This is a genomic window from Halostella sp. PRR32 (assembly GCF_034808085.1).
Lineage (GTDB): Archaea > Halobacteriota > Halobacteria > Halobacteriales > Natronoarchaeaceae > Halostella > Halostella pelagica.
This window is the reverse complement of the sequence record NZ_JAXHGL010000001.1, coordinates 156,754-170,951: the sequence shown is the minus strand read 5'-3', so window position 1 is coordinate 170,951 and position 14,198 is coordinate 156,754. Positions and strand designations below refer to the sequence as shown.

General features: G+C 64.6%; 16 protein-coding genes. 9 read left to right on the top strand and 7 right to left on the bottom strand.

What is annotated here, in order from left to right; all coding sequences use genetic code 11:
* Positions 1-25: 25 nt before the first annotated feature.
* Both SM753_RS01005 and SM753_RS01000 read right to left on the bottom strand, forming a co-directional pair.
* Entirely contained in the window at positions 26-1,729 is a 1,704-nt protein-coding gene (locus SM753_RS01005; RefSeq protein WP_323190204.1) for a type II/IV secretion system ATPase subunit, read from the bottom strand.
* A gap of 84 nt (positions 1,730-1,813) precedes the next feature.
* Positions 1,814-2,440, bottom strand: coding sequence for a hypothetical protein (locus SM753_RS01000; RefSeq protein WP_138797505.1), 627 nt, complete (start codon positions 2,438-2,440; stop codon positions 1,814-1,816).
* A gap of 122 nt (positions 2,441-2,562) precedes the next feature.
* On the opposite strand from SM753_RS01000, the gene SM753_RS00995 reads away from it, so the two are divergent.
* Positions 2,563-3,036, top strand: coding sequence for a DUF5793 family protein (locus tag SM753_RS00995; RefSeq protein WP_135534215.1), 474 nt, complete (start codon positions 2,563-2,565; stop codon positions 3,034-3,036).
* A gap of 18 nt (positions 3,037-3,054) precedes the next feature.
* Here SM753_RS00995 and SM753_RS00990 read toward each other — a convergent pair whose 3' ends face one another.
* Positions 3,055-3,699: a recombinase RecA gene (locus SM753_RS00990; protein WP_323190203.1), complete on the bottom strand. Its 645-nt coding sequence runs from the start codon at positions 3,697-3,699 to the stop codon at positions 3,055-3,057.
* A gap of 258 nt (positions 3,700-3,957) precedes the next feature.
* Between SM753_RS00990 and SM753_RS00985 the strand changes: the two genes are divergently transcribed.
* Together SM753_RS00985 and cdd are read left to right on the top strand one after the other, a co-directional pair.
* On the top strand, positions 3,958-5,319 hold the full coding sequence (locus SM753_RS00985; protein ID WP_323190202.1) for a phosphopentomutase/phosphoglucosamine mutase: 1,362 nt from the start codon (positions 3,958-3,960) through the stop codon (positions 5,317-5,319).
* Between the two features lie 81 nt (positions 5,320-5,400).
* Positions 5,401-5,784, top strand: coding sequence for a cytidine deaminase (gene cdd, locus SM753_RS00980; RefSeq protein ID WP_135534213.1), 384 nt, complete (start codon positions 5,401-5,403; stop codon positions 5,782-5,784).
* Positions 5,785-5,809: 25 nt separating this feature from the next.
* Here cdd and SM753_RS00975 read toward each other — a convergent pair whose 3' ends face one another.
* Together SM753_RS00975 and SM753_RS00970 are read right to left on the bottom strand one after the other, a co-directional pair.
* Positions 5,810-6,190 (bottom strand): hypothetical protein, encoded by a 381-nt coding sequence (locus SM753_RS00975; protein WP_135534212.1) that lies wholly within the window; start codon positions 6,188-6,190, stop codon positions 5,810-5,812.
* A gap of 76 nt (positions 6,191-6,266) precedes the next feature.
* Complete coding sequence (locus tag SM753_RS00970; protein ID WP_323190201.1) at positions 6,267-6,884, bottom strand: transcriptional regulator; 618 nt, start codon at positions 6,882-6,884, stop codon at positions 6,267-6,269.
* A gap of 158 nt (positions 6,885-7,042) precedes the next feature.
* Here SM753_RS00970 and SM753_RS00965 point away from each other — a divergent pair, with 158 nt between their 5' ends.
* Positions 7,043-7,555, top strand: a complete 513-nt coding sequence (locus SM753_RS00965; protein ID WP_323190200.1) for a GNAT family N-acetyltransferase — start codon at positions 7,043-7,045, stop codon at positions 7,553-7,555.
* Positions 7,556-7,698: 143 nt separating this feature from the next.
* Here the strand turns inward: SM753_RS00965 and SM753_RS00960 are convergent, their stop codons facing one another.
* On the bottom strand, positions 7,699-7,893 hold the full coding sequence (locus tag SM753_RS00960) for a cold-shock protein (protein ID WP_135534209.1): 195 nt from the start codon (positions 7,891-7,893) through the stop codon (positions 7,699-7,701).
* Between the two features lie 110 nt (positions 7,894-8,003).
* Between SM753_RS00960 and fen the strand changes: the two genes are divergently transcribed.
* The 3 genes from fen (at position 8,004) to SM753_RS00945 (ending at position 10,916) form a co-directional block, all read left to right on the top strand.
* The gene (gene fen, locus SM753_RS00955; RefSeq protein ID WP_323190199.1) at positions 8,004-8,984 is read left to right on the top strand and encodes a flap endonuclease-1; all 981 of its coding nucleotides are present in this window, start codon (positions 8,004-8,006) and stop codon (positions 8,982-8,984) included.
* Positions 8,985-9,155: 171 nt separating this feature from the next.
* A complete protein-coding gene (locus SM753_RS00950; RefSeq protein WP_135534207.1) occupies positions 9,156-10,565 on the top strand; it encodes an aspartate ammonia-lyase in 1,410 nt (469 codons plus the stop codon).
* Between the two features lie 117 nt (positions 10,566-10,682).
* Complete coding sequence (locus SM753_RS00945; RefSeq protein WP_135534206.1) at positions 10,683-10,916, top strand: HVO_2901 family zinc finger protein; 234 nt, start codon at positions 10,683-10,685, stop codon at positions 10,914-10,916.
* Between the two features lie 89 nt (positions 10,917-11,005).
* On the opposite strand, the gene SM753_RS00940 is transcribed toward SM753_RS00945, so the two are convergent.
* Positions 11,006-11,755, bottom strand: coding sequence for a GNAT family N-acetyltransferase (locus tag SM753_RS00940; RefSeq protein ID WP_135534205.1), 750 nt, complete (start codon positions 11,753-11,755; stop codon positions 11,006-11,008).
* A gap of 166 nt (positions 11,756-11,921) precedes the next feature.
* On the opposite strand from SM753_RS00940, the gene SM753_RS00935 reads away from it, so the two are divergent.
* Entirely contained in the window at positions 11,922-12,407 is a 486-nt protein-coding gene (locus SM753_RS00935) for a PH domain-containing protein (RefSeq protein WP_323190198.1), read from the top strand.
* Positions 12,404-14,170, top strand: coding sequence for a PH domain-containing protein (locus SM753_RS00930; protein WP_323190197.1), 1,767 nt, complete (start codon positions 12,404-12,406; stop codon positions 14,168-14,170). Before SM753_RS00935 ends, SM753_RS00930 begins: the two co-directional genes overlap by 4 nt.
* Positions 14,171-14,198: the final 28 nt, after the last annotated feature.

Below are 14,198 nucleotides of genomic sequence, written 5' to 3'. Positions count from 1 at the left end.
CAGTTACTCACCGTGTGTTCTGCCATCAGTCCGTGGTCGCCGGTTCCGGTCCGTCCTCTATCGACGCCATCGCCGCTTCCGGATCGGCGTAATACTCGTTTACCATGGCGGTGAACCGGCGGTAGTCGTTCACGTCATTGTCCCACAGTGACCGGAGGAAGTCGCGTCTCCGCTGGAGTTCCCGCAGCAGTTCGGACTGATTCCACCCGTTGTCGTCGCGGATATCGTCGAGCACTTCGCTGTCCTCCCGCGAGACGGAGTCGTCGTCGGGGTTCCAGACGAAGGCGTTCGAGTAGTCGAGTTCGCCGGTTCGTTGGTCGATCCCTTCGATCTCGGCGATAGTTTTGTTCCGGCGGACGCGTTCGTCCTCGAACCGGGTGAGCGTCTGGACACAGAGGATGTCGAGGCTCTGGACCATCGCCCGCGGGACGTTGATAGGCTCGTTTTCGAGGCGGTTTATCACCGTTCGGACGCTGTCGGCGTGCATCGTCGAGTACGTCGTGTGGCCGGTGTTCATCGCCTGGAACAGCGTGATCGCCTCCTCGCCCCGGACCTCGCCCACGACGATGTACTCGGGGCGATGTCGGAGCGCCGACCGGAGCAGGTCGTACATCGTGATGTCGCTCCCTTCGGTCATGCGGTCCCGCGTGACGCTGGAGAGCCAGTTGTCGTGATACAGCGCTAACTCGCGCGTGTCCTCGATGGTGAGTACCTTCGAGCGCGGCGGGATGAACATCGAAACCGCGTTCATCGAGGTGGTCTTTCCGGACGCCGTCCCGCCGGCGAAGATGAGGCTCTTGTTGTTCTCGATCGCGAGCCACAGGTACGCCATCTGGTCCACGGTGAACGTGCCGTACTCTAACAGGTCGACGGGGGTGAACGGCTCGTCAGCGTATTTCCGGATCGTGAAGGCGGAGCCCCGCGGCGTCACCTCCTCGCCCAGCGCGAGTTCGGCGCGGCTCCCGTCGGGGAGTATCGTCTCGACCATCGGGTCGCCGATAGAGATGTGTCGCCCGGAGTGCTGGGCCAGTCGGATGACGAAGTTGTCCAGCGCTTCCTGGCTGAACGAAACGTTCGTCTCGATGTCCGTGTAATCGTCGTGGTACACGAAGATCGGCAGGTCGTACCCGTCACAGGAGATGTCCTCTATGTGAGGGTCACGCATGATCGGGTCTATCTTGTTGAAGCCGCGGAACGCCCGGTAGAGATAGTAAAACAGCTTGTAGAACGTCCGCATGTCGACCTCGGCACCGTACCGTTCCAGATGTTCTCTGAGTTCCTCTTTGAGTACGGATTCGACGTCACCGTCGTCGACCTCCTTCCGGTAGACGAGCGGGTCACGGATGTCGTCGAACAGCGCTTCGAGCAGGGCGTACTCCTGGTCTTCGAGTTCAGGTTCGACCACGTGATACTGGTGGTCGTTCTCCTTCGGGTCCCGTTGTATCGATACGAACGCAAAGGGGGCGTTCACCCAGTACCGATCGACTTCTTCGCAGCCGTCGACACCGTCGAACGTGACGAGTCGTTCGTGGCGCGACGGATCGTAGTTCTCCAGAGATATCGTCGATCCCCGAAGCATTTCCACCGTCCGACGGATCTGTCGTCTGACGGCCTCGACCCGCGTTTGACTGCCGGGGTCCGACTGGTCGGGCGCGTCGTTTCGGTCGGCCTGCGTCGGTTCCCCGCGCGGCGACGTATCGCCCGACTGGTTGTCTGGGTTTCCTACCATTGGTATCTCCGGTCCCGAGCGGGACCGGTACGTTTCACTTACCGGATATCAGTCGACCGGACTTAAATCAGGCGGCCGATTCGGTTATCGGTCGACTGTCAGCAAGACGCCGGCGAAAACGACGTAAATCATCGGTCCGAGCGGGAGAAACAACTGGTCGAGATTAAGCAACGTTCCGGGGAAGTTCCGGTAAAGCAGAACTGTCGCTGCGACGTACGAGACGGCGACGACGCCAAGTAACAGACCCATCAGTCTGACGGCGTCGACCGGGGCGGTGTCGAGAACGTCCGCCTCGACGTACATCAGAACGCTGAGTGCCACGGCGAGGAACAGGACGACGACGCCGAACGTCCAGGTGAGATACGCCAGCACCTGCCCCCCGTTGGACGTGGCCAGCGCGTCGCTGACCGTCTCGATAGTGAGCGAAACGTCCGTCGTCCCGTAGCGCGATTCCAGTTCGGCGCTCGAAAACGTCTGTGTCAGGCCGAGCGAGACGCTTCGTTCGAGCGCGTCGATGGGCGTGACGAGTCGGGTCCCGTCCAGTTCCTCCGCCAATCCGGCGAGGTTTTCGTACATCAGGAAAGGGAACCTGATGACGACATACCGGGAGCCTGCGGGCGTCCCGTACGTCAGCGACCAGGGGAGTAGCGCCGATAGCCAGGCGAAAAGCACGGCGGCCTCCTCGGCGTACTCGGAGCGAACCAGGTCCATGGTTGGTGGGGAAAGCGGTAGGTCTAAAAGCTATCGAAGACTGACGCTCTCCTCCCGACTCGGGCCGTTCCCGCCCCGGGCGTTACGTTCATACTCGGTGAGAACGTAGCGTATCATAGGGAATGAGGCGCGACTATTTCACGCTTGACGTGAGCAACGTAGACTGGGTGGACGAGGACGGCGAGCCCGCGAAACCGACCGTCGAGATCGACTTCGAGGGGCCTGCATCGACGCTCAAAGAGCGCCTCACAGGCCCGGAAGGCGACTTCCTCGAAACGGAGGGCACTGACGTCGCGTACCGGCTTCAATCAGCGCTCGATGACCCGGACGCCACGGGCGTCGTCAGCGTCACTAACCGGGTCACGGGAGATTTCATCATCGAACTCAACGAGGAGGCAGACAACGTACTCGCCTTCATTCGGGCCGCCAGACGGTACGGCGAGGAGGCGTCAGACTCGGACGGCCGCTACGAGGTCCGCATCTACGTCGACGGCGAGGAACTCGTCGTCTACGACAAGCGGACGTTTCTCGTGTACAACAGTGAAGGAAACCTGCTCCGACAGCACAGTCTCATTCCGAGCGGCGTCGAACTGTAACGGCGTTACGGTTCCGACTTAAAAGTCGATCCAGCGGTCGTCGGCGTCCGGGAGGCCGAGAACGCGGAACGCCCGTGAATCGTCCCCCTCGTTTCTCGTCTCGATCGCTCCGTCGAACAACTGTTTGACCGTGTTGACCGTCTGGTCGTCGTGGACATCGCTGTCTAACGTACACAGTCCCAGCCCGTCAGCCGAACTTATCCGACCAGTGAGGATGTGCAGGAAGCGAAACACCGTCTTCACGTCGGCGTACATCAGCAACTGCGACAGCGACGACAGTCCCGTCCGAACTCTGTGGCCCCGGTCGCCGAACGTTTCTATCAGTTCCGAACTCGCCATCCCGATGCCGGTGAGGTCCGCGGGCGAGGAGACGGAGCGGATATGCTCGTCGTCGGCGTGGTTCCCCGACCGTTCCCGCCCCGCGCAGTCGACAATTCCGAGATCAGTTACAGAGTCGACTCCGAGCCCGGCGGCGAAATCGGCGTGAATCTGGTCCGGGCTCTTCTGGGTCGTGATGAAGACGGCACGCTCGTCGTATCGATAGCTGTCGGCGAGGAGTTCGACGAGCAGGTCGTACTTCCCCGTCATCGGCGGACCCGTGATCAGCAGGTTCGTGCCGGATGGGATCGAATCGACCGGAAAGTCGGTGTCGATAGAATACATGTGTTACGTCAACTTGATCCGTTGTCTGTGTTTACTCCTGTTCACACCTCCTTCGGTTAAACTCTCCCGAAATCCGATTCAGTTGTAACGCACCGCCCGAATTCGCCGGATAACGTCGACGAATTCGCTCCAGCAGCTACAACCAACGGTACTACTGCTGGTCGTAACGCACCGCGCGAATTCGCCGGATAACGACGGCGAATTCGCTCCGGCAGCTACAACCAGCAGTATAAGTGCTCGGAGGGTAAACGCCACCGTATGACCCTCTTCGGAACCGCAGGTATCCGCGGTCCCGTCCGCGACGACGTGACGCCCGAACTCGCACTCGCAGTCGGGCGGGCGGCCGGGCAGGACGGCGAGACGTTCGTGGTCGGACGCGACGGCCGCGTCACGGGTCCGGCGCTCGCTGCCGCGATGGAGGCGGGACTTGAGAGCGCCGGTGCGGACGTCAGGCGAGTCGGCCAGGTCCCGACGCCGACGCTCGCGTTCGCGTCCCGAGGTCGACGCGGAGCGATGATCACCGCGAGCCACAACCCTCCGCAAGACAACGGGATCAAACTGTTCGACGACGGCGTCGAGTACGACCGCGAGGCGGAGAAGGCAGTCGAACGCCGCGTCGACGACGGGATCTCTCCTGCGCCGTGGGGCGAGTGGGGAGACGGCGAGGAACTCGACGTGACCGAGGCCTACTGCGACGCCGTCGCGACGTACGCCCGCGAAACCGGAACTGGGGCTGAGCGGCCGCTCTCGGGGCTGTCGGTCGCCGTAGACTGCGGCAACGGGATGGCGAGTCTCGCCACACCGCAGGTTCTCCGGCGACTCGGAGCCGACGTCGTGGCGCTGAACGCAAACGTCGACGGCCACTTCCCGGGCCGCGAGAGCAAGCCCACGCCGGAAACGCTCACCGACCTCCGCGAGTTCGTCCAGGGCGACGCCGACCTGGGTATCGGCCACGACGGCGACGCGGACCGTATCGTGATCGTCGGCCCGGACGGCGACGTGATCCACGAAGACACGATCCTGGCGGTTCTGGCGAGTCACTACACCGCTGCGAGCGACGCCGGCGACCCCGTCGTCGTGACGACGCCGAACGCCTCGGCCCGCATCGACGAGCGGGTCCGGGCCGAGGGCGGGCGCGTGGAACGAGTCCGCCTCGGGTCGCTGCACGAGGGTATCGCCCGGGAACGAGCGGCCGGCGACGCCGACACGGAGATCGTCTTCGCCGCCGAACCGTGGAAACACATCCACACGAACTTCGGCGGATGGATAGACGGCGTGGCGAGCGCCGCAGTCGTCTCGGGGCTGGTCGCCGAAGCGGGCGGCACTGAACCGCTCCGTGAACCGGTCACCGAACGACCGTACCGGAAAGTCAGCGTCGAGTGCCCGGACGAGCGAAAGAGCGACGCCATGGAGTATCTCTCTGTCAGCCTACCCGAGCAGTACCCCGACGCAGATGTCGACACGGACTACGGCGTCCGTGTCGAACTCCCTGACAGCTCCTGGGTGCTCGTCCGACCCAGCGGCACGGAACCGTACATTCGCGTCTACGCGGAGAGCGACGAGGTCGACGCGCTCGTGGAGACAGCGGTCGAAGCGGTCGAGAACGCCGTCGGTCAGTGAGCGCGGTAACCCGCCTGACGACAGCAGGAAAGCAGCGCGGACGCCGGTGCTTACTTTTCCCCCGGGTTCGAACCTCGGTGCATGGACGAACTTGTCGAAGCCGCACGCGAGGCTATGGCGGAGGCGTACGCACCGTACTCGGAGTACCGCGTCGGCGCGGCGATCCGGACGAGCGACGGAACGGTGTACACCGGTTGTAACATCGAGAACGCGAACTACAGCAACAGCCTCCACGCCGAGGAAGTGGCTATCGGGTCAGCGGTCAGGGACGGCCACAGCGAGTTCGACCGCCTCGCTGTCACATCCGACAGCCGGGACGGCGTTACCCCCTGCGGGATGTGCCGGCAGACGCTCGCCGAGTTCTGCGACGACCTGACCGTCGTCTGTGACGAGGGCGACGGTGCGACGGAGTACGCGCTCGGTGAGTTGCTGCCGAACACGATCACGGGCGACATGCTGGACTGAGGCCAGTCCCCGGCTGACTGACCGCTCATTCCGGCATGACCGTCTCGACTGTCGGCGGCGTCTGCAGGTCTTCGACGGCCTTCGGGTCGGCGTCGATTCCGTACGTCGTCACCCGCTCAGCGCCGCTTTCCAGGCGACCGGTCCAGGCGATCCGCTCGTCGTCGACCGTTTCCCAGCCGTCGGTGCCGAGGTCCGCGAGCGGTACGCTCGCCGGGACCTCGTCCTCGATGCGAACGGTCACGGGTTCGTCGTGGAGCGAATCCACGGATAGCGCCACCGCCGGAACCGGAAACGCGTCCGTGACGACTGTTTTCTCGACGCGTACGCCCGCGACGACGACTGAGATCGACACCGCGGGATCCGCTGCGTACGTCAGATCTGTTCGGGAGTTATTCGTGGCACCCATACGAGCGTCGACATCGCTTTTCCCCATTGTTATAGTGTGTCTACGCGTCCGAATCCGGACCCCGTTTATCGGCGACTCAGGCGATATCGCGGCTGTTATCGACAGTTATGCGTGGACTGAAGTCCAGTTTGAGCGCGTCGCAGGGCGCGTCGCCGCGCCGGCACTTCGGAACCGTCAATCTGGTTCGAAGTCGGTCCCGGTGCAGGTCGACCGAGAGGTCGAAGATGACGTCCGCCATGTACTCGGTTACGTCGCGTCTGTCGGGAACGGTGCGGCCGTCAACGCAGTGGAAGACGGCGACGCTTCCCTTCTCGCGGAGCCGCGACCGGAGTTCCGACAGCCCCGCGCGGTAGTCGGCGTTTCGTTCCAGCGGTGCCGCGGGGTCGACGACGACGAACGTCCCCTCGGCGAGCGCGCTGACCATCTCCAGCAGGTCGTCGAGCGGGTCGGTCCCGCCTACCTCGTGAACCCGGACTCGTCCCGGGTCTGCAGCGTCATGGAGTGCCGTTTCGACGGCGTCGGTCGTCCGCTCGGTCGTGACGTACAGCGTCCGCTGCTGCGTCGCGAGTTCGTACAGCAACCGCTCGGACTGACTCGCCGGCGGCGCTGCCAGCGCGACGAGACTGCCCCCCTGGATCCCCCCGTCGAGTTCCCGGTCCAGCCGTTCGATACCGGTCGTGAATCGAAGTCCCATCTCGGACAAAGTGTCGGTATCACTGGATATTGTTACGCGGTCGCTACCGGACGATCTATGGCTTCGCGACGACGTTTTTCTTCCAACAGCTCCGCGGGCTACCGGCACCGTCGACGGTGTAGCGCCAAGGTGAAACGACCGGCGAACGAAGTCGACCTATGGACCCCGAACTCCTCGGCTGGCCGCTGGACGGGCCGACGCTCCGCCTCGACCACGAGCGGTTCAGCTACGCCGGGAAGTTCGTCATGTCGAACACGGGGAAAGCGGTGATCCGGGAGGGAGACGACATCGTCGCCGCCGCGGCGTTCAACGAGGACCGAACGGACGACGGCGCGCTCTGGATCCGCTACATCACCGCGAGAAACGACCGCCGCGGCGAGGGACTCGGCCCGCATCTGGCCGAATTCGTCGCGGAGCGAGCGAGCGAGCGAGGCTACGAGCGCGTCCGAATCGCGGTCAACAACCCGTTCGCCTTCGAGGCGCTGTACAAAGCCGGATTCGGCTACACGGGCGAGACGACGGGCATCGCGGAGTTGGTGCTCGAACGACCGGGGGATCGGAGCGGTGAGCGCTACCGTGCGGGTTTGACCGAGTTCCGCGGCCGGGAGAACCTGAGCGACGCGGAGCGGGCGTTTCTGGCGGACGCTGAAGCACCCCCGGAAACGCTGTGAGCGATCGACTGTATCGAGCGCCGATGCGAACGTAACTGTTCGTGAACTCTCGGCGCACTGCCGTCCGTACCCACTGCTCACCGCGGCCACCCTCCCGTGTTAGTTGCCCCGTTCAACCTCGTCGGACCGTCTACGCGGTCCGCTCAGAGACGCGTCAGGTTGATCGCTCGCGGCCCCTTTTCGGCCTGCTCGATTTCGAACTCGACCTCCTGTCCCTCCTCCAGGTCCGGGCCGCCGACGTCCTCCATGTGAAAGAAAATATCGTCGTCCGCCTCGTCCGTCTCGATGAACCCGTACCCCTTCCGGTCGTGGAAGAAGGCCACCGTTCCTTGTGGCATGTGAACTTCACTCACGGCTTCTCGCCACAAGCGTATATACCCATCGCCGCCGGGAGCGATCCGGTCCGAATTGCCACGTTTCAAAGCGGTCCGTCCCCTACACCTCTCCAATGGGAAACTCCGATCTACGCGACCTCGCCGCTATCGAGGAGGTGCCGTTCGACGATCTGGCCGGGGACGTCGTCGGCGTCGACGCGCACAACTGGCTGTACAGGTATCTGACGACCACGGTGCGGTGGACGAACGACCAGGCGTACACCACCGCCGAGGGAACCGAAGTGGCGAACCTCATCGGCGTCGTACAGGGCCTGCCGAAGTTCTTCGAGCACGACGTAACGCCGGTGTTCGTCTTCGACGGCGGGCCGTCCGAACTCAAGCAGGCCGAGATAGAGAAGCGCCGCGAGGCCAGGTCGGACCGGGAGGAGCAACTGGAAGAGGCGAAAGAACAGGGTGACGCGGTCGAGACGGCCCGCCTCGACTCGCAGACGCAGCGTCTCACCGACACCATCCACCGGACGACGCGCGAGTTGCTTCGCCGTCTCGACGTACCGGTCGTCGAGGCCCCCGCCGAGGGCGAGGCGCAGGCCGCCCACATGGCTCGACAGGGCGCGATAGACGCGGTGGGAACCGAGGATTACGACGCGTTGCTGTTCGGTGCCCCCGTAACGCTCCGGCAGCTAACGAGCAAAGGCGACCCCGAGCGAATGGACTTTCAGGCGACGCTCGACCGCCACGACCTCACCTGGGAGCAACTCGTCGACGTGGGGATCCTCTGCGGGACTGACTTCAACGACGGCGTCACGGGCATCGGCCCGAAAACCGCCGTCACCGCTATCAAGGAACACGGCGACCTCTGGGGCGTACTGGAGGCCAGGGACGCCTACGTGGAAAACGCCGACGCGGTGCGGACGCTGTTTCTGGACCCGACCGTTACCGACGAGTACGAGTTCGACACCGCTCTGGACCCGGACCTGACGGCCGCTCGCGAGTACGTCACCGAAGAGTGGGGCGTCGCCGCCGCCGAGGTCGAGCGCGGGTTCGAGCGGATAGAGGAGTCGGTCACGCAGGCGGGTCTGGACCGCTGGACCTGAGTGGGACTGTTGTAGCTGTTCACCGGGTCTCGTCGACCCCGAACCGGCGAACTACCGAACTGAATTACAGGCGGTCCCCACGAGAGCGACCCACGGAACGGGGCGTCCAAAACGGCTGGTCGGCCGTACCGTTTCGGTGGCTTTTACCGCTCACCGGTCCCTCACTCAGGTATGTCCGATGATTACCGCACTGAGCAGGACAGCCTCGGGGAAATGCGCGTACCCGCGGACGCCTACTGGGGCGCACAGACCCAGCGCGCGGTCGAGAACTTCCCGATCAGCGGCCTGACGTTCGGACGGCGGTTCGTCCGTGCGCTCGGGGTCGTGAAGAAAGCCGCCGCCCAGGCCAACCTCGACCTCGACCTGATCCCGGCGGACAAAGGCGAGGCCATCGTCGAAGCCGCAGACGAGGTCATCGCCGGGAAGCACGACGACCAGTTCCCCGTCGACGTGTTCCAGACCGGGTCGGGCACCTCGACGAACATGAACGCCAACGAGGTCATCGCCAACCGGGCGACCGAGATCTACGGCGGTGAAGTCGGGACCCGCGATATCCACCCTAACGACCACGTCAACTTCGGCCAGTCCAGCAACGACGTGATCCCGACGGCGATGCACGTCGCCGCGCTGGAAGCCGTCGAAAAGGACCTGATCCCGGCGCTCGATACGCTCCGCGAGGCGCTCGAAGCGAAAGAAGAAGAGTTCGACGACGTCGTCAAGACCGGTCGGACCCACTTGCAGGACGCGACGCCCGTCCGCCTCGGCCAGGAGTTCGGCGGCTACCGAACGCAGGTCGCGAAGGGCCTCGCCCGAGTGGACAAGACCCGCGAGCATCTGGCGGAACTCGCACTCGGCGGCACCGCCGTCGGCACGGGGCTGAACACCCACGAGGACTTCCCCGGCGTCGCCGCGGAGTACATCACGAAAGAGACCGGCGTCCAGTTCCGCGAGGCGGACAACCACTTCGAAGCCCAGGCCGCCCACGACGCGATGAGCGAGGCCCACGGTGCGCTTCGGACGGTTGCCGGGTCGCTCAACAAGATCGCTAACGACCTCCGCCTGCTCGCCTCCGGCCCGCGAAACGGCCTCGGCGAGATAGAACAGCCGGAGAACCAGCCCGGTTCCTCGATCATGCCCGGCAAGATCAACCCCGTCGTCGCCGAGGCGGTCAACCAGGTCCACAAGCAGGTCGTCGGCAACGACGCCGCCGTCTCCGCCGGCGCTGCCGAGGGCCAGATCGACCTGAACCTCTACAAGCCCGTTCTCGCCTACAACTTCCTCCAGTCCGCCGAGATGCTCGCGAACGCGAGCGAGACGTTCGCGGAGAAGTTCGTCCGGGAACTCGAAGCGAACCAGCAACACTGCGAGACCCAGGTCGAACAGAGCATGGCGCTCGCGACCGCGCTGAACCCCCAGATCGGCTACGACAAAGCCAGCGACGCGGCCAAGACGGCGCTGAAAGAGGGCAAGACCGTCCGCGAAGTCGCGATCGAGAAAGGCTATCTCAGCGAGGCGGAAGCGGACGACGTGTTAGATCCCGAGAAAATGACGCATCGCGGTATCTTGGGCGACGACGAGTAGGTCCTGGTGGCCCCACCGCGGATCCTTTCAGATCGGGACGTACACGACCCGTGCTAGCCGTTCACGAAGCGTAAACGAACAGGTGTAGTTTTGAGTGATGACGTAGTGATTTCAGGTATGCATACCTGTCGGAACTGTAATCAGAGCTTCACAACGGAACTCGCCCTCGACCTACACCGCGACACCTGCGCCGACGCCGACCTGTTCTGTCAGGTTTGCGGCGAGCGCTTCCGGGAGGGCGCGGCCACGCGGGACGGCTGGCACTATCGATGCCCGAACGATGACTGCGACGGCGAGGGCCGAGACGATGACCTGTTCGCCGTCGAGGACGCGAAAGTACTGACCCAGTAAACGCCGTCAGAGGGACTGTCGTATCTCCGCCTCGGGATGTCGCCGACCACGCGTCGGCGAACTACAGAAACGACTCACGGCAGTCCCTATCAGAGGTAGCCCGCGTCCCAGTCGTCGGCGCGGTGGACGTTGCCGCACTCGGAGCACTCTAGCCGCCCCAGGTCGTCGCCGGCCGCGACGACCGTCTCGGAGTGCGAACACCAGAACGCGTAGGGGTTCTCTTCTTCCCTGTCCGAAAACAGCGGGTAGAACGGCCCCTTCTCGCCGCCCATCTCCTCGTCTCTGGCGACGTACAGCGTCTCGCCCTCGTCCTCGACCGTTTCCGGAACCGACCCCGGGTCAGTCCGCTCCGTCTCCGCGTCCGCCTCCGGAACGAACACGTTGACCGCGTGTTCCTCGCCGTTTATCTCGACTTGGTCCGTTCCCGCCTCCCCGTAGCCGAACTTCTCGAAGAACTGTGCGCCCTCCATGTTGTCGGAGAGGACGTTCGCCTGGACGCGCTCAGCGCCGCGCTCCTGGAGCGTTTCCTCCATCCGTTCGAAGAGCGAGGTGCCGGCACCTCGCCCCCTGCCCTCCGGCGCGACGTGATGCCAGTGGACCTCACCGTACTCGTCGCCGACCTCCCCTTCAGCGAACCCGATCGGTTCGTCGTCGTCCTCCGCGACGATGAGGACGCTGTCGTCGTCGCTCGCTAACTCGTCGAGGCGCTCGTCGGCGTGGTACTCCTCGACGAGCGCCTCGATAGTCTCCGGGCTCAGACCGTACGACGCCCGCAGCGACCTCCCTGCGATGTCTCTAATGGCTTCCCCGTCGACGGAGTCGGGTTCGCGTACGTTCATACACCGTTGTTATTCCGTCCGGGCGAATAAACGCCCGTGTCAGCGTTCGTACACGCTGAGTACTGCACGTCATCGCACGCTCCCGCCGCGTGTCGGCTCCGGATCGACCGCGTATGTCCCGGTCGGAAGGGACGGTTTCTTGACCCGTCGGATGCCATACCTCCGCATGGAGAAGCTTCATCCCCGCGTGCGGTTCGTCTGGGGCATCGGTGCGGCCGTCACGGCGGCAGTGGTCGCACTCGTCGTCGCGGTCGGAACTGTCCTCGGCGAGCGTGTCGCCGTCGTCGATGGGGTATCCGCCGGTATCGAACTCCCGCTCGGAATCAGCGTCGTCGTGTTCGTTCTCGGACTCGTCCACGCACTCGCCCGCTTCCGGATCTGGCAGTTCGAGATCCAAGAGGACGCGCTGTATCTCGAACGCGGGGTCATCACACGGATCGACACCGTAGTCCCGTTCGTCCGCGTCCAGCACGTCGACACACAGCGGGGACCGGTCGAACGCGCGACGGGACTCGCGAGCGTCGTCGTCTACACCGCCGGGTCCCGCGGCGCGGACGTGACAATTCCGGGACTGACGCCGGACCGCGCGCAGCGACTACAGTCCGAACTGCGCGAACTCGCCAGAGAGAGCGAACAGCAAGACGCAGTATGAAACTCCATCCAATCTCGCTGCCGTACCGCGCGCTCTCTCGCGGCATCACCGGCGCGTCCATGCTGTTTTTCGCCGGCGTTATGGCGTCTGGGACGCTCGATCTGGTGAGTGCGGCCCTGACCATCCCCCTGCTCGTCCTCGGTGCCTTGCTCGGCGGAGCTTACGAACTGGCGTACTACCGACGCTTCGAGTACGAACTGACGGGGGACACGTTCGACATCCGGTCCGGCGTGTTCGGCCGCCGCGAACGCGAGATCCCGCTCCACCGGATCCAGAACGTCGACATTAGCCAGAACCTCGTCCAGCGCGCGTTCGACATCGCGACGCTGACCATCGAAACCGCGGGCGGGGGCGAAACCGAGGCGTCGCTGCAGTACGTCGGCTACGACGAGGCGAAACGACTGCAGGACGAACTTCGCCGGAGAGCGGACCGCGTGGAGGCCGACCGCGCCGCCGACACCACGGTAGGCGAGACGAGCGCCGAAACCGCCGTGGATGGAACCGCTGCCGCCGAAGACGGGACCTCACACCCGATACCGACCGCCGGCTCGACGGACCGAAGACGCTCTACCGATGCGACGGAGGAACTGCTGTTTTCGATCCGACCCTACGAGCTCGTTTTGCTCAGCATCGCGTCCGTCAACCCCGGGGCGCTCGTTCTCTCGGTCCTCTTTTTCCCGTACGTCGAACTCATCGACGTGTCGACGCTTCTGGCCTTCGCCATTCCGGGCGGGGCTCGGCCTGACATCACTCTCGTCCTTCCGAAACTCGGTGCGCTCGTTCTCGGAGCCTGGATCATCAGCGCCGGCATGACGCTCGCGCGCTACTACGGCTTCAAGCTCACGCGCGTCGGCGACGAACTCCAGTACGAGCGCGGCCTGATCCAGCGGTACAGCGGTTCGATCCCGCTGGAAAAGGTCCAAACGATCACGGTCACGGACAACCCGGTCACGCGCACCGCGGGCTACGCGACCCTCGTCGTCGAGACGGCGGGGTACACCGCCGGCCAGTCCGCCGGAACGGAGTCGGCGATACCGCTCGCCGCTCGCGAGCGCGTCTACGAACTGGCACAGTCCGTGGAAACGTTCGAGGACCCGTCGTTCACCCGGTCGCCGAAGCGCGCCCGGGAACGGTACGCGGTTCGGTACTCGCTCGTCGTCGGCGCGCTGACCGCGACGCTGTACGCGGCGGACCTGACGCTCGGCGGGCCGGACCAATGGTACGCGGCGCTCGCCTTGCTCGCAGTCGTCCCGGTCGCCGCACACCTGACCTGGCGGCACCGGGGCTACCAGACCCAGGACGGTCACGTCCTCACCCGGTCGGGGTTCTGGACCCGAACGACGAAGGTCGTGCCGTACTACCGACTTCAGACTGTAGTCCGGCAGCGGACCGTCTTCCAGCGTCGCCGGGACCTGGCGAATCTCACTGCCGACACCGCGGGGGCGTTTAGCATCCGCCAGCGCGACGCGACGGCGATCGATATCGACGCCGACGACGCCGCCCGGATCCGCGGTGTACTCCGGGACCGTCTGCAGGAGAGCTTGCGGAAGCGGCGTCTGCGGGACCGTACGGAGCCCAATAGCCGGACCGATGAACGGGTGGCCGAACGCGGGACCGACACCGACGCCGCCGACGGCATCGGGACGGCGAACGACGACGGAACGCCGGGTCGGGACGACGACACCGATGAGAAAACAGTGAACCGCGATGCCGACACAGACGACGGACCGTCGGAGCGCGACGACGAGTCGCGGCCGAACTGAACGGTTTTTTACCCCTCGCACCCGGAGT